Source organism: Kocuria marina, from assembly GCF_000786655.1.
GTDB classification, from domain to species: domain Bacteria; phylum Actinomycetota; class Actinomycetes; order Actinomycetales; family Micrococcaceae; genus Kocuria; species Kocuria marina_A.
The window spans coordinates 257,454-278,035 of the sequence record NZ_JROM01000021.1; the positions used below are offsets into that span (position 1 = coordinate 257,454).

At 69.1% G+C, this 20,582-nt stretch carries 18 protein-coding genes; 5 read left to right on the forward strand and 13 right to left on the reverse strand.

The annotated features are described in order from the left end of the window. Positions 1 to 90 precede the first annotated feature (90 nt). From AS25_RS06950 to AS25_RS06975, 6 genes are all read right to left on the reverse strand, one after another. Positions 91 to 1,422: an ABC transporter permease gene (locus AS25_RS06950; RefSeq protein WP_240505682.1), complete on the reverse strand. Its 1,332-nt coding sequence runs from the start codon at positions 1,420 to 1,422 to the stop codon at positions 91 to 93. After that, entirely contained in the window at positions 1,419 to 2,630 is a 1,212-nt protein-coding gene (locus AS25_RS06955; RefSeq protein ID WP_035963734.1) for an ABC transporter permease, read from the reverse strand. The genes AS25_RS06950 and AS25_RS06955 overlap by 4 nt, the downstream gene beginning before the upstream one ends. After that, a complete protein-coding gene (locus tag AS25_RS06960) occupies positions 2,627 to 4,336 on the reverse strand; it encodes an ABC transporter ATP-binding protein (RefSeq protein WP_084118058.1) in 1,710 nt (569 codons plus the stop codon). The genes AS25_RS06955 and AS25_RS06960 overlap by 4 nt, the downstream gene beginning before the upstream one ends. A 26-nt stretch (positions 4,337 to 4,362) precedes the next feature. Then, positions 4,363 to 5,454 carry a BMP family lipoprotein gene (locus tag AS25_RS06965; RefSeq protein WP_035963736.1) on the reverse strand — a complete coding sequence of 364 codons (1,092 nt, stop codon included), beginning with the start codon at positions 5,452 to 5,454 and terminating at the stop codon, positions 4,363 to 4,365. Between the two features lie 165 nt (positions 5,455 to 5,619). Further along, positions 5,620 to 6,879: an amidohydrolase gene (locus tag AS25_RS06970; protein WP_052160783.1), complete on the reverse strand. Its 1,260-nt coding sequence runs from the start codon at positions 6,877 to 6,879 to the stop codon at positions 5,620 to 5,622. A 58-nt stretch (positions 6,880 to 6,937) separates the two neighbouring features. Then, positions 6,938 to 8,053 (reverse strand): mannose-1-phosphate guanylyltransferase, encoded by a 1,116-nt coding sequence (locus AS25_RS06975; protein WP_035963737.1) that lies wholly within the window; start codon positions 8,051 to 8,053, stop codon positions 6,938 to 6,940. Positions 8,054 to 8,595: 542 nt separating this feature from the next. Between AS25_RS06975 and sdhC the strand changes: the two genes are divergently transcribed. The 4 genes from sdhC (at position 8,596) to AS25_RS06995 (ending at position 12,103) form a co-directional block, all read left to right on the forward strand. After that, on the forward strand, positions 8,596 to 8,973 hold the full coding sequence (gene sdhC, locus AS25_RS06980; RefSeq protein WP_082943437.1) for a succinate dehydrogenase, cytochrome b556 subunit: 378 nt from the start codon (positions 8,596 to 8,598) through the stop codon (positions 8,971 to 8,973). A 4-nt stretch (positions 8,974 to 8,977) separates the two neighbouring features. After that, positions 8,978 to 9,463, forward strand: coding sequence for a succinate dehydrogenase hydrophobic membrane anchor subunit (locus tag AS25_RS06985; RefSeq protein WP_035963740.1), 486 nt, complete (start codon positions 8,978 to 8,980; stop codon positions 9,461 to 9,463). A 106-nt stretch (positions 9,464 to 9,569) separates the two neighbouring features. Beyond that, the gene (sdhA, locus tag AS25_RS06990; RefSeq protein WP_035963742.1) at positions 9,570 to 11,321 is read left to right on the forward strand and encodes a succinate dehydrogenase flavoprotein subunit; all 1,752 of its coding nucleotides are present in this window, start codon (positions 9,570 to 9,572) and stop codon (positions 11,319 to 11,321) included. Next, on the forward strand, positions 11,321 to 12,103 hold the full coding sequence (locus AS25_RS06995; RefSeq protein ID WP_035963744.1) for a succinate dehydrogenase iron-sulfur subunit: 783 nt from the start codon (positions 11,321 to 11,323) through the stop codon (positions 12,101 to 12,103). Before sdhA ends, AS25_RS06995 begins: the two co-directional genes overlap by 1 nt. A gap of 117 nt (positions 12,104 to 12,220) precedes the next feature. Here the strand turns inward: AS25_RS06995 and AS25_RS07000 are convergent, their stop codons facing one another. From AS25_RS07000 to AS25_RS07020, 5 genes are all read right to left on the reverse strand, one after another. Continuing rightward, positions 12,221 to 13,399 carry a YihY/virulence factor BrkB family protein gene (locus AS25_RS07000; RefSeq protein WP_253270504.1) on the reverse strand — a complete coding sequence of 393 codons (1,179 nt, stop codon included), beginning with the start codon at positions 13,397 to 13,399 and terminating at the stop codon, positions 12,221 to 12,223. Further along, positions 13,386 to 13,958 carry a 2'-5' RNA ligase family protein gene (locus tag AS25_RS07005; RefSeq protein ID WP_035963750.1) on the reverse strand — a complete coding sequence of 191 codons (573 nt, stop codon included), beginning with the start codon at positions 13,956 to 13,958 and terminating at the stop codon, positions 13,386 to 13,388. Before AS25_RS07005 ends, AS25_RS07000 begins: the two co-directional genes overlap by 14 nt. Positions 13,959 to 14,044: 86 nt before the next feature. Then, positions 14,045 to 15,082 (reverse strand): tryptophan--tRNA ligase, encoded by a 1,038-nt coding sequence (gene trpS / locus AS25_RS07010; protein ID WP_084118076.1) that lies wholly within the window; start codon positions 15,080 to 15,082, stop codon positions 14,045 to 14,047. Between the two features lie 75 nt (positions 15,083 to 15,157). Next, a complete protein-coding gene (locus AS25_RS07015; protein ID WP_035963754.1) occupies positions 15,158 to 15,997 on the reverse strand; it encodes an exodeoxyribonuclease III in 840 nt (279 codons plus the stop codon). Positions 15,998 to 16,032: 35 nt separating this feature from the next. Next, complete coding sequence (locus tag AS25_RS07020; protein WP_035963756.1) at positions 16,033 to 16,566, reverse strand: hypothetical protein; 534 nt, start codon at positions 16,564 to 16,566, stop codon at positions 16,033 to 16,035. Positions 16,567 to 16,686: 120 nt separating this feature from the next. On the opposite strand from AS25_RS07020, the gene AS25_RS07025 reads away from it, so the two are divergent. Further along, positions 16,687 to 18,144, forward strand: coding sequence for an MFS transporter (locus AS25_RS07025; protein ID WP_084118060.1), 1,458 nt, complete (start codon positions 16,687 to 16,689; stop codon positions 18,142 to 18,144). A 157-nt stretch (positions 18,145 to 18,301) separates the two neighbouring features. On the opposite strand, the gene AS25_RS07030 is transcribed toward AS25_RS07025, so the two are convergent. Next, on the reverse strand, positions 18,302 to 19,189 hold the full coding sequence (locus AS25_RS07030) for a bifunctional methylenetetrahydrofolate dehydrogenase/methenyltetrahydrofolate cyclohydrolase (protein ID WP_035963758.1): 888 nt from the start codon (positions 19,187 to 19,189) through the stop codon (positions 18,302 to 18,304). 1 nt (position 19,190) lies between these two features. Continuing rightward, positions 19,191 to 20,477: a serine hydroxymethyltransferase gene (gene glyA / locus AS25_RS07035; RefSeq protein WP_035963760.1), complete on the reverse strand. Its 1,287-nt coding sequence runs from the start codon at positions 20,475 to 20,477 to the stop codon at positions 19,191 to 19,193. Positions 20,478 to 20,582 lie beyond the last annotated feature (105 nt).

A 20,582-nucleotide genomic window follows, 5' to 3' on the forward strand; every position in this document is an offset into this window, starting at 1 on the left:
TGCTCGGTCTCGCGTTTGCACCAACGGTCGACGACGCCGCGTGGCCATGCGAGCGGCGCATGCGCCGGCGTCGTCGTACGGTGGTGCGCGTCATTCCTTGGTGTACGGCTCGCCCGAGGCGGCCGGGCCGCGGGAACGGCCCACGAGACCCGCCACCGCGAGGATCGTGACCACGTACGGCAGCATGGCCAGGAACTGGCTGGGCACAGGGGTGCCCAGGAAGGACAGGATGGATTCCAGGTTGGATGCGAAACCGAACAGCAGGGACGCGAGCAGCGCCCCCACGGGGTTCCAGCGACCGAAGATCAGCGCGGCCAGGGCGATGTACCCGGCGCCCGCGGTCATATCGCGCGTGAACGCGGAGACCGAGACGAGCGTGTAGAACGCCCCGCCCAGACCGGCCACGGCACCGCCCAACAACACGTTGCGCACGCGCAGCGCATTCACCGAGACACCCAGGGTGTCCGCGGCCTTGGGGTGCTCCCCCACCGCGCGGGTACGCAGACCCCATCGGGTCCGGTACAGCGCGAACCACACCACGATCACCGCGAGGTACATGATGTAGCCGATCACCGACTGGTCGAACAGCACGGGACCCACCACGGGGATCTCGGCGAGGACCGGGATGCGCACGTGCGGCAAGCGGTCCGGTGCGTTGAAGGACGCGGCGTTGGGCTCGAGCACGGTCGCGAAGAGGAACCCGGTCAGGCCGGAGACGAGCACGTTGAGCACCACGCCCACGATCACCTGGTTCACGCGGTAGCGGATCGCGAACAGCGCGAGCACGGCGGCGACCAGCACCGCTCCCAGCATCGCCGCGAGCAGACCCACCCAGGGGTTGCCGGCCACGGTCCCGGCGACCGCGGCGGAGAACGCACCGAAGAGCAGCTGGGCCTCGATCGCGATGTTCACCACGCCCGAGCGCTCACACAGCAGACCGCCCAAGGAACCGAAAACGAGCGGCGTGGCGAGTGCCACGGACCCGGCGAGCAACGCCGTGATGGAGATGCTGGGCGTCTGGGCGGTGCCCACGATCCACACCAGGAACCCGGTCACGAAGAAGAAACCGGCCACGATCACCGCCCAGCGCGGCAGCTTGCGCGCCTGCACGGCCGCGTACACCGCGAGGGCGGCGAGCACGATCGTGACTACCCAACCGTAGGGGGCGGAGGGCACGGAGACGTCGGGCAGGCGGATGGCACCGCCGTCATTCGAGAACCGGAAGTCCACCCTCTGCCCGGAGGCGTTCAGCGCGAAGACGATCAGGGACACGAGCGCCAGGACACCCAGGCCGATCGCGGGCCGCAGGGTCCGCACACCCACGGCGCGGTTCGCGGCGGAGGTGGCCAGAGCGGCTTCGGGCGGGTGCTCCGGAGATCCGGACGAAGGACCGGAGGACTGCGAAGTGATAGCGGTACTCACGCGGCGGCCTCCTGCGAGCGACGGGTAGCGAACTTGAATAGCGGGGGCAGCGCCACGAACAGCACGATCAGGGACTGCACGACCAGCACGATGTCGATGTTGGTCCCCGTCATGGACTGCATGGTCACGCCACCGGCGCGGAAGGCCCCGTAGAGGATGCCCGCGAAGAACGTCCCCCACGGACGCGAGCGGCCGAGCAGGGCCACGGTGATCGCGTCGAAGCCGAAGGACGCGGCCACGCCCGAGGTCAGCGAGTGTTCCGTACCGGCGATCTGCGCGGTACCCGCGAGCCCGGCCAGCAGGCCTGCGAGGAGCATGACGACGACGAACCCGCGGGTCACGGAAATGCCCGCGGTACGCGCGGCGCGGGGGTTCGCTCCCACGGCGCGCAGCTCGAAGCCCACGGTGGAACGGTTGAGCAGCCACGCCACGGCCACGGTGGCCAGCACGGCCACCACGAAGCCCCAGTGCAACCGGAAGTGGTCACCCAGCAGCTTGGGGAACATCGCGGTGTCCGCGACGGGCGGGCTGATGGGGTTGGACGAGCCCTCGCGCTGAAACCCCGGCAGCGTGAGCAACCACGCCACGAGGTTCAGGGCCACGTAGTTGAGCATGATCGTGAGGATGACCTCGTGCGCGCCCGTGCGCGCCTTGATCAGTCCCACGATCCCGCCCCACACGGCACCGCCCGCGGCGCCGGCGACGACGACGGCGAGCAGGTGCAGTCCCACGGGCAACTGCCACGCGAAACCAACCCACGCCGCAAGCGTGGCACCGATCAGGATCTGTCCCTGGGCGCCGATGTTGAACAGCCCGGCCCGGAACGCAAGGGCCACGCCCAGACCCGCGAGGATCAGGGGGGTCGCCACGGTCAGGGTCTCGGTCAGCGGGTACAACCGGTCCGCGAGCGTGCTGCCGTTGGGGTTATACACCGCGCCGTAGAACATGGCGATGTACGCGCTCGAGGCCGCTCGCCACATCGCGGAGAGCGTGTCCCCGGGGCGGGCGAAGAAGTACCCGGCGGCCTGGCGGACGCGCTCGTCCGTGACTGCGATCAGCAGCCCGCCCAGGATCAGCGCCACGACGACCGCGAGCACCGACTGCAGGGTGGAGCCCAGCAGGGTGCGGCGCGGGTCCTCAGCGGAGAGTTCGGTGGGTGGCGGGGCCGAGACCTGATCGGAGGTGGCCGGTGCGGTGGACGCGCTCATGCCGTGCGGTTCCCCTCGGGTCGGTCGGTGGTTCGGTCGGCGGGGTGGGCGCCGGGATCGAGGCCGTCCCCATCCAGGGTGACGGCAGCGGCGCCGCCCGCGTGAGCGGGAGCGGTCGCGGGTGCGGCCGTCGAGCCGCCCGCGGGGGCACCCGCCGGGGACCCGCCGTCGTCGTGCGAGTGATCCCACGGCGCGGGCGGCAGCACGCTGTCCGTAGGCTCACCGGCCATCATGCGCCCAAGGGCCTCGCGCGGGGTGTCCGGGCCCACGATACCCATGAGGCGACCGTGGAAGAACACCGCGATGCGGTCCGCGAGTGCGTAGATCTCGTCCAGTTCGGTGGACACGATGAGCACCGCGGTGCCCTTGTCCCGCTCGGCCACGATGCGCTTGTGGATGAACTCGATGGATCCCACGTCCACGCCGCGCGTGGGCTGGGACGCCACGAACAGTTTGAGGGGCCGCCCGAGCTCGCGGGCGATCACGACCTTCTGCTGATTGCCGCCGGAGAGCGTGGCCACCGGAGAGTCCACGGATCCGGTGCGGATGTCGTACTCGTTCACCTCAGAGCCGGCGTGCCCACTGATCGCACCGAGGCGCAGGGACGGTCCCGCCGCGAACTCCCGTTCCCGGTAACGGTCCAGCACGAGGTTCTCGGCCACGGTGAAGGTGCCCACGAGTCCGTCCGTGGAACGGTCCTCGGGCACGAAACCCACACCGCTGGCCAGGATCTCCCGGGTGCGCAGCCCCACGAGTTCCTGCCCGTCCAGGCGCGCGGAACCGCTCACCTGCTCCTCGAGTCCCACGAGGGCCTGGGTGAGCTCGGTCTGTCCGTTGCCCTGCACACCGGCCACGGCCAGGATCTCGCCGGGCGCGACGTCGAATTCCACGTCGTCCAACAGGACGACGCCGTTGTCCCCCACCACGGTGAGCCCGCGCACCTCGAGCGCGGTACCGGTGGTGTGGGCGGTGTCCTTGGCCACGGTCAGGGAGACGTCACGGCCCACCATGAGCGCCGCGAGCTCATCCGTGGACGTCTCAGGGCCCACCTGTCCGACCACTTCCCCGCGGCGGATCACGGTGATCACGTCCGACACGGCCCGGACCTCGCGTAGCTTGTGGGAGATGAACACGATGGACGTGCCGTTGTCCCGCAGTTGCCGCATGATCTCGAGCAGCTCGTCCGTCTCCCGCGGGGTCAGCACGGCCGTGGGCTCGTCGAGGATCAGCACCTTGGCGTCCCGCACGAGGGCCTTGATGATCTCGACCCGCTGTTGGACGCCCACGGGCAGGTCCTCGACCACGGCGTCCGGGTCCACCGCGAAGCCGTAGCGTTCGGAGATCTCCCGGATCCGGGCCCGGGTGGTCTCCAGGTCCAGGGACATCCCGCGCGTGTTCTCGTGACCCAGGGCCACGTTCTCGGCGACCGTGAAGACCGGGATCAGCATGAAGTGCTGGTGCACCATGCCGATCCCGGCCGCCATGGCATCGCCGGGGCCGGAGAAACTGACGGGCGCGCCGTCGATCTCGATCGTGCCGGACGTGGGCTCGTACAGCCCGTACAACACGTTCATGAGAGTGGACTTGCCCGCACCGTTCTCACCGAGCAAACAGTGGATCTGATGTGGTTCCACCGTGAGGTTCACACGGTTGTTGGCGGTGAAGTCACCGAACTTCTTGGTGACGTCCGTCAGTTTCAACTGCACTGTTCTGCTCCTGCCGGCCCCCCCGCTCAGGCGGTGGGGGCGTTCTTGGACTGCACCGTGACCTTGCCGTCGATGATGTCCTGCTTGAGCTGCTGGACCTGCTTGTCGAGGTCCTCGCTGACCTCGTCCTGCTGGTCGTGGTAGGGGGCCAGGCCCACACCACCGTTCTCGAGCGTGCCCACGTACTGGGTGTTGTCGAAGTTGCCGTCCGCGGCCTGCGTCACGACGTCCTCGACCGAGGTGGACATCTCCTTGAGCACGGACGTGAGCAGGAACTCCTTGCCGGCGTCCAGGGTCTCGTAGCCGTCGGTGTCCGGCCAGATCAACCGGACGTCCTTGCCGCTGCGGTTGGCCTCAGTCACGGCGTCCACGGTGCCCTGGGCCGCCTGGCCGGCGACGGGCAGGACCACGTCCGCGCCCTCGCCGATGAGGTTCTGCGTGACGGTCTTGGCCTTGGAAGAATCCTGGAACGAGCTCAGGAACGTGCCGTTCTGGGAGTCCTTGTTCCACCCGAGGACCTGCACGTCCGCCTTGTTCTTCTCGTTGTAGTACTTCACCCCGTCCGCGAAACCGTCCATGAACACGGTCACGGTGGGAATGTCCATGCCGCCGTACGTGGCGACCTTGCCCGTCTCGGACGTGCCCGCCGCGAGGTACCCGGCCAGGAACGCCGCCTGGGCGGTGTTGTAGACGATGGGCTTGACGTTGTCCGCCTTGATCGAGTTGTCGTCCACGATCGCGAAGTGCTTGTCCGGGTTGGCCGCGGCCACCTTCTTGGTGGTGTCCGCGAGCAGGAAGCCCACGGAGACCGTGAGGTTGCAGCCCTGCTGCGCCATGGAGGTCAGGTTGGGCTCGAACTCCGTCTCGGACTGGGACTCGGCCTGGCTGATCTGGATGCCCTTGTGCTCCTCGGCGGCCTTGAGGCCCTCATAGGAGCTCTGGTTGAAGGAACGGTCCTGGAAACCGCCGTCGTCGGAGACAATGCAGCCCTTGAAGTCGGAGGCCTGGGCGCTGCTGTCGCCGGCGTTGTCCGGGGCGGCACCGCAACCCGCCAGGACCAGGCCGGTGACCCCGGCCAGGCCAAGCGTCCCCAGGGTGCGCAAACGTCGAGTGGTCATGAGGTCCTCCGGTCGGACTGGGATCAGATGTGGGTCGTGACCCGGGAACACAGTGCACGGGTCACCGGCCCGTGCCCCCGGGCGGTGACCCGTGCAGTGAGCCGGGTCATAGGTCAGCTCAGTGTAGCCCCGGAAGTACCCAGCAGTACGCTCACCGCGGGCGTGTCAGGACTGCGGGGCGTCCGGCGTCGTCGTCGCGTCCGCGAGCTCGCGCACGCGCAAGCGGATGGCGCGCAACGCCGTGGAGGCCATGACCTGCACGCCGCAGCCGATCGCCTCCTCCTGGGGGGCGTAGTCGGACTGGTGCAGGTCGTAGGTTCGGCCGCCGGGAGCCCGGGTCCCCAGGCGCATCATGGCGCCGGGGACGTGCTGCAGGAACCACGCGAAGTCCTCCCCGCCCATGGACTGCTCCACCAGCAGGATGCTCTCCTCCCCCAGCTCCGCTCGCGCGGCGATCTCCAGCAGGGTGGTCTCGGTCTCGCCGTTGACCACCGGCGGCACACCCCGGATGTGCTCGAGGTCCACGTTCACGCCATACGGTGCGGCCACCTGCTCCACGACCTCGTCCAGCATGTCCCCGGCGCGCGACCACGCGTCCGCGTCCAGGCAGCGCATGGTCCCGGACATGAAACCGGACATGGGGATCGCGTTGGGTGCCACACCTGCGTGGATCTGACCCCACACGACGGCCACCCCGGAGCGCACGTCCACGCGCCGGGAGAGCACCGCGGGCACGTTGATCGCGATCTGGCTCATCGCGTAGACCAGGTCCTCGGTCAGGTGCGGGCGGGACGTGTGCCCGCCGCGTCCGGACAGCTCGATCCGGATGGTGTCCGACGCCGAGGTGATCGCCCCGATGCGCGTGCCTACCTGGCCCACGTCCACCTTGGGTTCGCAGTGCAGGGCGAACATCCGCGGCACGCCGGCCAGCACGTCCTCCTTGATGATGGTCAGGGCGCCGCCGGGCAGTTTCTCCTCGGCCGGCTGGAAGACCACGCGCACGGTCCCCGCGAACGGGGACGAACGGTGCACGTCGGCGAGCACGCGGGCCACCCCGAGCATGACCGTGGTGTGGATGTCGTGACCGCACGCATGCATCACGCCCTCGTTGACGGACGCGTAGTCCAGGCCCGTGTCCTCGAGGATGGGCAGGGCGTCGATGTCCGCGCGCAGGCCCACCATCACGGGCCCGCGACCCACGTCCACGTAGCACCCGGTGCGTTCGAAGCGCACGGGGTGCAACCCGGCGGCCTCGAGGGCGTGCACGATCCGGTCCGTGGTGCGGTACTCCTCGTAGGACAGTTCCGGGTGCTTGTGGATGTCCCGGCGGAAGCGCACGAGGTCCGGGAGGTAGTGCGAGAGCAGGGGGCCGATGGCCGGGGGCAGTCCGATGTCGTCGGCGGACGGCAGAGGCAGATCCAACATGTGTGTCACAGTACCGCCGGGACCCCGCGCGGTGATTCAGTGCGGGCGGCGGCGGGGCTCACAGGACGTCCGTGTCGCCGTTGCGCTTGAGGGAGTCCACCGCGTTCTTGACCCGTTGCGCGTGCTCGGCCGTGGTGACCAGCAGGGCATCCGGGGTGTCCACGACCACGATGTCCGCCACGCCGATTAGCGCGATCAACCGCCCCGTGTCGGACACGACGATCCCGGAGGACTCGTCCGTGAGCACACGGTTGTTCTGGCCCAGGATGGACACTGGCGCGTCCGTGCGCGGGTCCACCTTGTTGAGCCGGTTGATCGCCGCGAAGTCCCCCACGTCCTCCCACGTGAAGTCCCCGGGGACCATGGCCACGTCCCCGGCCGCGGCGGCGGGTTCGGCCACGGCGTAGTCGATCGCTGTCTTGGTCAGGGTGGGCCACACCTTGTCCACGACGGCGTCCCGCTCGGGGGTCTCCCACGCGTCCGCGATTCGGTCCAGGCCCCGCGCGAGCTCGGGTTCGCTGCGGCGCAGGTAGGAGAGCATGAGACCCACGGGCGCCACGAACATGCCCGCGTTCCACGTGTACTTTCCGCTGGCCACGTAAGCGCGCGCGGTCTCCTCGTCCGGCTTCTCCACGAACTGCTCCACGGCGAGCGCGTGGGGTGCCTGATCGAGTCCCAGGGACTGCCCCGCCTTGATGTAGCCGAAGCCCGTGGCGGGCGACGACGGCGTGATCCCGATCGTGACGATGCGTCCGGTGTCCGCCGCGCGCACCGCTTCCTTGACGACCTCCTGGAACGCCGAGGCGGGCTCCACCACGTGGTCCGCCGCGAACGAACCGACGATCGCGGTGGGGTCGCGGCGCTCGATAAGCGTGCACGCGAGGCCGATCGCCGCCGCGGAGTCCTTGGGGGACGGCTCGAGCACGAGGTCGTCCGCCGTGAGCTCGGGCAGCTGTTCCTGCACCGCCCCGGCGTGGGAGCGCCCGGTCACGACCATGACCGGACCGGCGGACAGACCCGCGAGCCGGTCAAAGGTGGCCCGCAGCAGGGACGAGCCGGAGCCCGTGAGGTCCAGCAGGAACTTGGGGGCATCCGCACGGGACAGCGGCCACAGCCGTGAACCCACCCCGCCCGCGGGGATGAACGGATGGAAACGTTGCAATGGCGAAGTCACGACGGTCAGTGTACGGCCCCCTCCCCCGGCGGCCCTGGATGCGTCACCCGTGACATCCCGGGATACGGGCCGCACACTGGCCGGGTGTGCCCACCCACGACGCGGCCGGCCGGCCCACGGGGACTTCCCGTGAGCCTTCGCGGGCCCGACCCCGCACCCGGGCGAGAGGGTCCCTCGAAGGCCCCGTGAGACGTCGCCGGCGGGACCCTACGCAACGGAGGTCGTGGGGCCGCTCGGGCGCGTATCACAGGCCGCTTGGGAGCCGCTTGACGGCCGCTCGCGGGGCGTTCGGACGGCGCACGGCCGGCGCCGATTCAGACACAGAACAATGTGCTAATTCCGCGCTATTCCGGGGGGCACACTTGCAGACACGTTGTCAGGAAATGTGCGGGGGGCTGGTATCTTTGACGAGAACTACCGCATCATCCATGACAGAGCCAGCCAGGGCTCCGCCATCGCCGTGCACTCGCGCGAGAACGCTGCCTTCTTCTTCGACCATTCTTCGGTGCGCACGACGACGAGCGACACAGGGAGGACATTCCGTGGCGAACTCAACCAGGGGCACCCTTTACCGCGGCCAGTACGGCATGTGGTCTTGGGTCGCCCACCGTATTACCGGCGTGGCCATCTTCTTCTTCTTGCTGGTCCACGTCCTCGACACCGCTCTCGTGCGTGTATCCCCCGAGGCGTATAACGCAGTGATGGCGACCTACAAGAACCCCGTGATGGGTCTCGGCGAGGCCGGCCTCGTGGCCGCGATCGTCTACCACGCCTTCAACGGCCTGCGCATCATCCTGATCGACTTCTGGAAGGGCGGGACCAAGAACCAGAAGGGTCTGCTCTGGGGCGTCATCGCCCTCTGGGTCATCGTGATGATCCCGTTCCTCATCCGTCACCTCTCAGTCGTTTTCGGGGGTTAATTCCGTGAGCACTCCTCTTAAGACCAAGATCAGCGTCCCCCGCAGCCGGGACCTTCAGGTGGACGGCGTGAAGTACAACCGCGCCGGTTCGTCCCGCAGCAGCTTCGAGATGATCGCGTGGCTGTTCATGCGCATGTCGGGCGTGGTGCTGCTCGTGCTCGTGTTCGGTCACCTCTACGTCAACCTCATGGTGGGGGACGGCGTGCACGCGATCGACTTCGGATTCGTGGGCGGCAAGTGGGCCAACCCGTTCTGGCAGGTCTGGGACCTGGTCATGCTGTGGCTGGCCATGCTCCACGGCACCAACGGTATCCGCACCATCATCGACGACTACGCCGATCGCAACACCACCCGCTTCTGGCTCAAGGTGCTGCTCTTCGTGGCCTCGGGCTTCGTGATCCTGCTGGGCACCATGGTGATCTTCACCTTCGAGCCGTGCCCCGCCGGTGCGGACCCCGCGCTGCTGGCGTCCTTCTGCCCCGGAGCGTGATCGCGGCCACGGCAGAGCCCCCGGCTCCGCCGTCGTGCGTCGTCCCGGCCCGAGCGGCCGGGACCCGATACTTCTCCCACTCACCCACATAGAAAGAACATCTGGTATGCAGGTTCACAAGTACGATGTGGTAATCGTCGGCGCCGGCGGCGCCGGCATGCGTGCCGCCATTGAATCCGGCCAGCGCGCCCGCACTGCCGTACTGACCAAGCTCTACCCCACGCGCTCCCACACCGGTGCGGCCCAGGGCGGCATGTGCGCCGCCCTCGCCAACGTCGAGGAGGACAACTGGGAGTGGCACACGTTCGACACCGTCAAGGGTGGCGACTACCTGGTGGACCAGGACGCCGCGGAGGTCATGGCCAAGGAAGCCATCGACGCGGTGCTGGACCTGGAGCACATGGGACTGCCCTTCAACCGCACCCCCGAGGGCAAGATCGACCAGCGTCGCTTCGGTGGGCACACCCGCGACCACGGTAAGAACCCCGTCCGCCGCGCGTGCTATGCCGCGGACCGTACCGGTCACATGATCCTGCAGACCCTCTACCAGACGTGCATCAAGCACAACGTGGAGTTCTACAACGAGTACTACGTCCTGGACCTGATCATGGTGGACACCCCGGAGGGCCGCCGCCCCGCCGGTGTGGTCTCCTACGATCTCGCGACCGGCGAGCTGCACGTGTTCCAGTGCAAGTCCGTGATCTTCGCCTCCGGTGGCGCGGGCAAGGTCTTCAAGACCACGTCCAATGCCCACACCCTCACGGGCGACGGCATGGCGATCGCGTTCCGCAACGGCCTGCCCCTCGAGGACATGGAGTTCGTGCAGTTCCACCCCACGGGCCTGGCGGGGCTGGGCATCCTGGTCTCGGAGGCCGCCCGTGGTGAGGGTGGCATCCTGCGTAACTCCGAGGGTGAGCGCTTCATGGAGCGTTACGCCCCCACCATCAAGGACCTGGCACCCCGTGACATCGTGGCCCGTTCCATGGCCAACGAGGTCCGCGAGGGCCGCGGTTGCGGTCCCAACAAGGACTACGTGCTGCTGGACCTGACCCACCTGGAGCCGGCGCACATCGACGCCAAGCTCCCGGACATCACCGAGTTCGCCCGCACCTACCTGGGTGTGGAGCCCTACACCGAGCCGGTGCCGGTGTTCCCCACCGCGCACTACTGCATGGGCGGTATCCCCACCGACATCAAGGGCGAGGTCTTCCAGGACTCCGAGAACACGGTCCCCGGTCTCTACGCCGCCGGTGAGGTCGCGTGCGTGTCCGTGCACGGCTCCAACCGTCTGGGCACCAACTCGCTGCTCGACATCAACGTGTTCGGCAAGCGTTCGGGCATCTACGCCGCGGAGTACGCGCGGGACGCCGAGTTCCTGCCCATCCCGGACAACGCCACCGAGCGCACCGAGGCCCTGCTGGACAACGCCCGTAGCCCCCACGGTGACGAGAAGGTCGCGGCGATCCGCAAGGACCTGCAGGACACCATGGACGCCAACATGCAGGTGTTCCGCACGGCCGAGACCATCCAGACGGCCCTGGACGACATCGCCGCACTGGAGGAGCGCTACTCCCACATCTCCATCCAGGACCAGGGCAAGCGCTTCAACCTGGACCTGCTGGAGGCCGTGGAACTGGGCTTCCTGCTGCAGCTGGCCAAGGTCATGTCTGTGGCCGCCCTGCACCGTGAGGAGTCCCGCGGCGGTCACTTCCGCGAGGACTTCCCGAACCGAGACGATGAGAACTTCATGGTCCACTCCATGGTGTACGAGGACCCGTCGTCACCCACCGCGGGGATCCGGCAGGAGACCAAGCCGGTGATCATGACCCGCTACGAGCCGATGGAGCGTAAGTACTGATGTCCACTGCAACCACCGAGAACCAGACCCAGGACGCTCAGAAGCCCGGCGACAAGGGCGAGGAGTCGATCCCCACGTACGACGTGGTGCTCAAGGTCCGCCGCTACGATCCCGAGTTCAGCTCCGAGGCGCGCTGGGACGAGTGGAACCTGACCATGTACGGCACCGACCGCGTGCTGGACGCCCTGCACAAGGTCAAGTGGGAGCTGGACGGTTCCCTGTCCTTCCGCCGCTCGTGCGCGCACGGCGTGTGCGGTTCGGACGCCATGCGCATCAACGGCCGCAACCGGCTCGCGTGCAAGACCCTTCTCAAGGACCTGGACCTGTCCAAGCCCATCCTCGTGGAGCCCATCAAGGGCCTCCCGTGCGAGAAGGACCTGATCGTGGACATGGAGCCGTTCTTCCAGTCCTACCGCGAGATCATGCCGTTCCTGGTGAACGAGGACCACACCCCCACCGGCGAACGCTTCCAGTCCCAGGAGGACCGCGCGCGCTTCGACGACACCACCAAGTGCATCCTGTGCGCCGCGTGCACGTCCTCGTGCCCCGTGTTCTGGACGGACGGGCAGTACTTCGGCCCGGCCGCGATCGTGAATGCGCACCGGTTCATCTTCGACTCGCGTGACCAGGCCGGTGACATGCGCCTGGAGATCCTCAACGACAAGGAAGGCGTGTGGCGCTGCCGCACCACCTTCAACTGCACCGAGGCGTGCCCCCGCGGCATCCAGGTGACCAAGGCCATCGCCGAGGTCAAGAAGGCGGTCTTCGCCTCCGCCCTGTGATCCCTCGTGGCACCCCCGCGGCCCCGGAATCCCTCGTGGATCCGGGGCCGCGGTCTTTCCCGGGCGGCCGGTTCCTCGACGACGACACCGGCACGGGCCGCGGTTCTTCCCGCCCGTTCAGGTGTCCGACGACGACGCCGGCGCGGCACTGCTTCCCGCCGCCGGGCGGTCGAAGTGGACGGGAGGGGCGTGACCGAGGCCCCGAGCGGCGTCGGGCAGGAAGGTGGCCGCCACGACCGTGACGGCCCGGTCCTCGCGCTCCGGCTGGGCGCGGGCCCCGCGGATGTCCGCCTGCACGAGCGCGCCCACGGCGGCCGCCAGCAGGAGGATCTGTCCGTAGAGGTTGAACCACAGCAGCACACCCACGAGCACCGCGAACGAGAGCAGGTAGGGGTTGTCCGCGCTGCGGGCGATGATCTCGCTGCCCCCGTAGCGCAGCACCTGGGAGCCCAGGGCACCCGTGACGATGGTGGCCAGCAGGGCCTTGCGGTGCAGCTTGAGCTGGGCGACACCGCGCACCAGGGCCAGGCTCATGAGGACGTCCACGAGCAGACCCACGCCGAGCGTGACCGCGGACTTGGCCCCGCCGTCCAACCACGGCTGCAGGCCCGTGAGACCGAGCTGGCCGAGCCACCCCAGTACCCCGTCCACCGCGCCGGACGCGAAGACGCTCACGGTCGCGGACGCGAGCAGCAACAGTCCGATCACCACGAGCCACGCGAGGTCGCGCGGCACGGCCGCCACGGGCACCCCGGGGGCGGGCGGGAGTTCGAACATCCGCCGCGTGGCCAAGCGGATCCCGGCGACCCAGCGCCACGCGGTGAACAACAGCACCGCGAGCGCCACGGTGGAGGCCACGGTGAAGGGTCCCGTGTTCTCGAGCAGGCTCAGCGGGATGACTCCCCCGCTGCCGTCGCCCACGTCCAGGAGCCCGGGGATGTTCTGCACGAGCCCGGCCACGAGCGTCTGCTGCAGCGGCGAATCGGTGCCCAGGAACGTGGCGAGTGCTGCGAAGCAGATCACCAGCAGGGACGTGGACGCGAAGAGCAACTGGTAGGCGAGCCCCGCGGACATGAGCGGTCCGCCGTGGAACATGTAGTGGGCCACCACGCGCACGGGGAACACGGACATGAACCGGGCGAAGAACCACGCCCCCAGGGCGCCGGCCCGTTTGCCCAGGGGTGCCCGCTGGGCGGCCAGATCGCGGCGTACCTCGCGCAGGCGGCGATGTTCCGCGTGCAGTCCCGCCCGGTCCGTGAGGGCGGGGACCACCGGTGGCGGGTCAGTGTGTGACACGGTCGTCCGTGAGCGCCCCGCCGAAGGGGATCCTGTCCCGCACGTGCCACGCCCCGCGTTCATCACCCTCGTAGAGGTCGATGTGGTCCACCAGGAAGGACGCGTGGTACGTGCGCAGCATGTCCTGCGCGCGGTCCAGCCCCTCCTCGGTGGTGCCGTGGGCCAGGGTCACGTGGGGGTGGAAGTCGAAGGGGGACGCGGACTCCAGGTGGTGGTCCTGCAGGTCCCGGTGCAGCTGGACGCACTGCTCGTGGCCGCCCTCGATGCGCAGATAGACCACGGGGGTCACGGGTCGGAACGTCCCCGTGCCGCGGATCTCCACGTGGAACGGTTCCCAGCGGTCGGCGACCTCCCGGACGTGGGATGCGAGCTCCGCCCAATCCTCCACGCGCTCGGAGATCATGAGGGTGATGTGCGCGGGGACCGTGCCCGCTTGCGCGTCACCGAAGGACGAGCGCCAGTCCTGCAGCTCCTGGCCCATGGGCTCGGGCAGCCGGATGACCACACCCGCGTACACCCGGCCCGGGCGCACGGTGGGGGAAAGGTGTCCCTCGCTCACACGATCCTCCTCAGGTCGGCCCCGTCCAGACTATCCCACGGCGTCTGGCGCCACACGGCGTGCCGCACGGGGCCCCGCCCGGCGGCTCACACCCCGGGGAGGAACCCCATCCGCTCGTAGACGTCCGTGACCGTGCGGGCCGCGATCTCCCGGGCCTTGTGGGCGCCACGGGCCAGCAACCGGTCCAGCTCGGCGGGATCGTCGAGCAGTTCCTGGGCGCGCTTCTGGATGGGGTCCAGGGTCTGGGTGACCACCTCGGCCAGGTCCACCTTGAGGTGGCCGTACATCTTGCCTTCGTACTCGGCCACGAGGGTGTCCACCGGGGTGTCAGTGAGGGACGAGTAGATGGTCAGCAGGTTGGAGATCCCCGGCTTGGCCTGGCGGTCGAAGCGCACCTCGGTGCCGTCGTCCGTCACGGCGGACTTGATCTTCTTGGCGTTCGTCTTCGCGGGATCCAGGAGGCGGATGAGCCCGGCGTCCGACGGCGCGGACTTGGACATCTTGGCCGTGGGGTTCGCGAGGTCGTAGACCTTCGCGGAGTTCTCCAGGATCTTGGCGTCCGGGACCACGAAGGTCTCACCGAACCGGGAGTTGAACCGCTGCGCGAGGTTGCGGGTCAGCTCGAGGTGCTGGCGCTGGTCCTCCCCCACCGGGACCTGGTTCGCCTGGTACACCAGGATGTCCGCGGCCATCAGCACGGGGTAGGTGAACAGCCCCACCGTGGTGTTCTCCGCACCCTGCTTGAGGGACTTGTCCTTGAACTGGGTCATCCGCGCGGCCTCACCGTAACCGGTGATGCAGTTGAGCACCCACGACAACTGCGTGTGTTCCGGCACCTGGGACTGGATGAGCAGCGTGGAGCGTTCGGGGTCGATGCCCGCGGCGATGTACTGCGCGGCCGTGACCCGGGTGCGCTCGGACATCGTGGCCGGGTCCTGGCCCGCGGTGATCGAGTGCAGGTCCGCCACGAAGAACACGCAGTCGTTGTCGTCCTGCATGTCCACCCAGTTGCGCAGCGCCCCCACGTAGTTGCCCAGGTGCAGGGAGTCCGCGGAGGGCTGGACGCCCGACACCACGCGGGGTGTGGGGTTCGCGGCGGTGTTCTGTTCGGTCACGGTCGACATCTTCTTTCGGTTCTCGGTCATGGGAGGCGGGCAAGTGCGGTGCGGGCAGCGGCGTCGTCCGACGACGCGCGGGCGTCAGGAGAGGCGGTAGTCCACCACGAGCGGGGCGTGGTCGGAAAAGCGCGTGTCGTACGCGGCGGCCCGGTCCACGACGGCGCTCCGGGCGGCCGCGGCGAGCGCGGGGGTGGCCATGTGGTAGTCGATGCGCCACCCGGCGTCCGTGTCGAACGCCTTGCCGCGGTAGGACCACCACGTGTAGGGCCCGGGGACGTCCCCGGCGAGGCTGCGGGCCACGTCCACGTAGCCCACGTCCCCGAAGAACTTGTCGAAGTACGCGCGTTCCTGCGGCAGGAAGCCCGCGTTCTTGACGTTGCCCTTCCAGTTCTTGATGTCCCGCTCGGTGTGGCCCACGTTGAGGTCACCCACCACGAGGGCGTGATCGCCGCGCTCGGCCAGTTGCGGCATGCGGGTGAGCATCGCGTCCAGGAAGCGGTACTTGTCGTCCTGGCGGGGTGTGTCCACCTCGCCGGAGTGGACGTACGCGGAGACCAGGGTCAGCGTGGTGCCGTCCGGCAGGCGGACGTCGTTCTCGATCCAGCGCCCGGAGTCGTCGAAGTACTCGTCCCCGATGCCCACGCGGGACTCGGTGGGGATCAGGGCGCCGTCGAACGCGTCGCGGCGCGTGGCGATCGCGACACCCGCGCGACCCTTCGCGGCGGCCTCGGTGTGCCGCACGTCCCACACGTCCTCGTCGAGCAGCTCGCGCGTGATCTTGTCCGGCGCCCGCACCTCCTGCAGGCACAACAGGTCGACGCCGCGCGGGGCGAGCCAGTCCGCCATCCCGCGCCGGTACGCCGCTCGGATGCCGTTCACGTTCACCGTGGCAATGCGCACCGTCTGCTGGGAATCCGCCATGTGCCTGTGTCTCCTCGCTCGTTACGGGGTGGTTCTCAGTCCACCACCGTACCGCTCACGGGCGTCGAGGAGTCCTTGAGGCTGCGCAGCCCGTTGGCCGCGGTCATGTCGATGGTCTCCAGGGCCCGCTGGATCTGCTCGGGATCGGGCTCGGCGCCGGAGAGTTGTTCCTTCACGACCTTGGACTGCACCAGGATCACCTGCATGCCGTGGGCGAGCTTCTCGTCCCGCAGGGACTGACCCGCACCGGCGGACGCCGAGGCGGCGGGAGCACGGCCGTGCTGGGCCTGGAACTGCTCCTGCGCCTGGCGCACCTGCTCACGGCCGTACGCCGCGGCCTTTCGCACCATGCTCAGCGCCCACACCGCGAGCATGAGCCAGCCCAGAGCGATCCCCGCGAGGATCCAGCCGAGCAGGGAGTTGGAGTTGGCGGCCTGGATCAGGGCCACCGCGAAGATCACGACCAGGACGGCCAGCCCGATCACCGTCCCCCACAGGGCGGTGCGTCCGGTGCGGGGAGCGTCCGGGGAATCGGTGGTGCGGGTGTGTGCTGATCCGATCGGCTGCATGCCCCCATTGTCTCAAACCGCGCGGGGCGCACCGAATCGGGCCGGTCCCCGGGGACCCGCCCCGCCGGCGTCGTCCGAGCCCCTTGGCACAACCGGGCCCCGAGGGGGTATCAAGGGAGGGTGAGCACATCTTCCGCGGACTCCCCGCGCTCCCCCGGGGACGACTCCCCCGCCCTGGACCCCGCCGAACGACGCCGCATCCTGTGGGTCCTGCTCGTTCCCCTGTTCATGTCCCTGATCAGCGTCTCGATCGTGAACGTGGCCCTGAGTTCCATCCAGCAGGACCTGGAGGCGAGTTCCTCGGCACTCCAGTGGGTGCTCACCGGGTACGCGCTCGCGTTCGGGGTGCTGCTCGTGGCCAGTGGCCGCGCCGGGGACGTGTTCGGCCGCCGGAAACTGTTCATCGCGGGGATCGCCGTCTTCGCGGGGGCCTCGTTGCTGTGCGGTCTCGCGCCCAACACCACGGTGCTCAACATCGGCCGGGTGATCCAGGGCCTCGGATCGGGGATGCTCAACCCCCAGACGGTGGGCATGATCCAGGAGTACTTCCAGGGTCGGGAGCGCGCCAAGGCGTTCGGGCTGTTCGGTTCCGTGGTGGGGGTGGCCGTGGCGATCGGGCCCACCCTGGGCGGGCTGCTCATCCAGGTCCTGGGTCCGGACGCCGGGTGGCGCTCCACGTTCCTGCTCAACGTACCGATCGCCGCGCTCGCGATCGTCCTGGCGTTCCTGTGGCTCCCCCGCCGCAGCAGACGGCCCGGGAAGGTGGACATGGATCCCCTGGGCGTGGTGGTGTTCGGGATCGCGGTGCTCGCACTGCTGTTGCCGTTCGTCGAATCCCAGTGGGGCCCGTGGATCTGGCTCTCCCTGCCCGCGGGCGTACTGCTGGTCTACGGCTGGGTGCGCTGGGAGAAGCGGTACAAGCGGGCCGGGAGGGCACCCATGGTGGACCTCGAGCTGTTCCGCACCGCGAGCTTCAGTTACGGCGCGCTGCTGATCTCGGTCTACTTCCTGGGAGTCACGAGCATTTGGATCGTGGTGGCCCTCTACGCCCAGCAGGGCCTGGGCCGCACCGCCCTCGAGGCGGGGACGCTCGGGCTGCCGGCCTCCATCCTCTCCGCCCTGATCGCGCCGCTGTCCGGGCGCGCGGTGCTGCGCTGGGGTCGCAGCGTGGTACTCGCGGGCATGAGCCTCGCACTGCTCGGGATCGTGCTGTCCGTGCTCGTGGCGTACGGGATGTCCCACTGGGGTTGGCACATCGCCCTGTTCTACGTCTCGCTCGCGTTCATCGGCGCGGGTCAGGGCGCGGTCATGGCACCCAACCAGACGCTGAGTTTCGCGGACGTGCCCCTGCGTTTCGCGGGCGCCGCCGGCGGCGTCCTGCAGACCGGCCAGCGCATGGGCACCGCGATCGGCACCGCCCTGATCACCGCGGTGGCCTTCGGTGTGCTCGCCCGTGCCGACTGGAATGCCGCGTTCACGGCGAGCTTCGCGGTGATCACCGTGATCGTGCTGATCGCCATGGGGATCGGGATCGCGGACATGCGCCGACGCACCCCCGAGGAGCCGTCCCGGGGCTGAGCCCCGGGCACCTCGTTCCCGGCACGTGTCCCGACAACGAGCTCCCCGGGCTTCACGGTCGCCCGCGTGCCCCACAGACCCCGGGGACGACGACGCCGCGCGGCCACCTCGAGCGAACGAGGCGACCGCGCGGCGTCGTGACCGGAAGGCTACGGGATCAGGCCGACTCGACGGCCCGTTCGCAGGATTCCACCACGTTGACGAGCAACATGGCCCGGGTCATGGGACCCACGCCCCCGGGGTTGGGCGACAGCCACGAGGCGCGCTCGGCGGCGGCCGGGTCGATGTCCCCCGTGAGCTTCTTCTTGCCGGTCTCCGGGTCCTCGACCCGGGAGACGCCCACATCCAGCAGGACGGCACCCTGCTTGATCTGGTCCGCGCCGATCATGTGCGGGCGCCCCGCCGCGGCCACCACGACGTCCGCTTGCGCGAGCAGCTCGGGCAGGTTGCGGGTGCCCGTGTGGGCCAGGGTCACGGTGGCATTGATCTCCCGGCGGGTCAGCAACAGACCGATGGGCCGACCCACGGTCACACCGCGGCCGATCACCAGCACGTGGCGTCCCGCGAGGTCCACCCCGTGACGCGTGAGTAGCTCCACGATCCCGTGCGGCGTGCACGGCAGCGGGGACGTGATGGGCTCGTTGACGTTGAGCACCAGCCGCCCCAGGTTCGTGGGGTGCAACCCGTCCGCGTCCTTCGCGGGATCGATGCGCTCGAGCACCGCGTTGATGTCCATGTGCGGAGGCAAGGGCAACTGCACGATGTACCCCGTGCACCGGGGGTCGTCGTTGAGCTCGTCGATGACGCGCTCGAGCTCCTCCTGGGACGCGTCCGCGGGCAGTTCCTTACGGATCGAGGCGATCCCCACCTGCTCGCAGTCGCGGTGCTTGCCCGCCACGTACGAGTGCGAGGCGGGATCGTCCCCCACGATCACGGTCCCGAGACCGGGCACCACGTCCCGCTCACGCAGTGCGGCCACGCGCTCGGTCAGTTCTTCCTTGATCCGGGCCGCGGTCGCCTTGCCGTCGAGGACCTGGGCCGTCATCTCACCACTCCTCGAGGCCGGGGTACAGCGGGAACTGCTCGGTCAGGGCGTCCACGCGCGAGCGCAGGGCGGAGACGTCCGCACCGGGCTTGAGGGCCTCGGCGATCACGTCCGCGACCTCCTCGAACTCGCTCGCTCCCAAACCGCGGGTCGCGAGCGCCGGGGTCCCGATACGCAGCCCGGACGTGGTCATGGGCGGGCGGGGGTCCCACGGCACGGCGTTGCGGTTGACCGTGATCCCCGCCTGGTGCAACAGGTCCTCGGCCTGCTTGCCGTCCAGCTCGGAGTTGCGCAGGTCCACGAGGACCAGGTGCACCTCCGTGCCGCCGGTCAGCACGGACACACCGTGCTCCGCGAGGTCCGGAGAGTTCAACCGCTCGGCGAGGATCTGGGCGCCCTCGATCGTGCGCTGCTGACGCTCGCGGAACTCCTCGGTGGCGGCGATCTTGAACGCCACGGCCTTGGCCGCGATCGCGTGCATGAGGGGTCCGCCCTGCTGGCCGGGGAACACCGCGGAGTCGACCTTCTTCTTGAGGTCCGCTTCCGCGAGGATGACACCGGAGCGCGGACCCGCGAGGGTCTTGTGCACCGTGGAGGTGGTCACGTGCGCGTGGGGCACCGGGTTGGGGTGCAGCCCGGCGGCCACGAGACCCGCGAAGTGGGCCATGTCCACCCACAGCTTGGCGTCCACCTCGTCCGCGATCGAACGGAACGCCTCGAAGTCCAGCTGGCGGGAGTAGGCGGACCAACCGGCCACGATCACGTTCGGCCGGGCCTGCAGCGCCTGCTCGCGCACCTTGTCCATGTCGATGCGGTAGGTGTCCGGGTCCACCTCGTACGCGGCGATGTTGTAGAGCTTGCCCGAGACGTTGATCTTCATGCCGTGGGTCAGGTGCCCGCCGTGGGCCAGGGACAGCCCCATGAGGGTGTCACCGGGCTGCATGAGCGCGGCCATCACGGCGGTGTTCGCCTGGGCGCCCGAGTGCGGCTGCACGTTCGCGTGATCCGCCCCGAACAGTTCGCACGCGCGGTCGCGGGCCAGGTTCTCCACGACGTCCACGTACTCGCAACCGCCGTAGTAGCGACGGCCGGGGTAGCCCTCCGCGTACTTGTTCGTGAGTACCGAGCCCTGCGCCTCGAGCACGGCGCGCGGCGCGAAGTTCTCCGACGCGATCATCTCGAGCGTGGAGCGCTGGCGCCCCAGTTCGTCCTCGATGGCCCGTGCGACGTCCGGGTCCACCTCCGACAGCGGCTGATTGGTCACAGGGTGTCCCAGGGATTCCGTCATGCTCCACCTTCTTTGTGCGCGGGAGGGTCCGCTCCAGCATATCCGCGCGTCGCGGTGTTGCGCCTCAGCACGGCGGGGGCACGAGCGCGGCGATGCTCGTAGAAT

Excerpts from the sequence above, each read along its gene's own strand:
- AS25_RS06955 (WP_035963734.1), bottom strand. The coding sequence starts at position 2,630 with ATGAGCGCGTCCACCGCACCGGCCACCTCCGATCAGGTCTCGGCCCCG.
- AS25_RS06965 (WP_035963736.1), bottom strand. The coding sequence starts at position 5,454 with ATGACCACTCGACGTTTGCGCACCCTGGGGACGCTTGGCCTGGCCGGG.
- AS25_RS06970 (WP_052160783.1), bottom strand. The coding sequence starts at position 6,879 with ATGTTGGATCTGCCTCTGCCGTCCGCCGACGACATCGGACTGCCCCCG.
- sdhA (WP_035963742.1), top strand. The coding sequence starts at position 9,570 with ATGCAGGTTCACAAGTACGATGTGGTAATCGTCGGCGCCGGCGGCGCC.
- AS25_RS06995 (WP_035963744.1), top strand. The coding sequence starts at position 11,321 with ATGTCCACTGCAACCACCGAGAACCAGACCCAGGACGCTCAGAAGCCC.
- trpS (WP_084118076.1), bottom strand. The coding sequence starts at position 15,082 with ATGTCGACCGTGACCGAACAGAACACCGCCGCGAACCCCACACCCCGC.
- AS25_RS07015 (WP_035963754.1), bottom strand. The coding sequence starts at position 15,997 with ATGGCGGATTCCCAGCAGACGGTGCGCATTGCCACGGTGAACGTGAAC.
- AS25_RS07020 (WP_035963756.1), bottom strand. The coding sequence starts at position 16,566 with ATGCAGCCGATCGGATCAGCACACACCCGCACCACCGATTCCCCGGAC.
- AS25_RS07030 (WP_035963758.1), bottom strand. The coding sequence starts at position 19,189 with ATGACGGCCCAGGTCCTCGACGGCAAGGCGACCGCGGCCCGGATCAAG.
- glyA (WP_035963760.1), bottom strand. The coding sequence starts at position 20,477 with ATGACGGAATCCCTGGGACACCCTGTGACCAATCAGCCGCTGTCGGAG.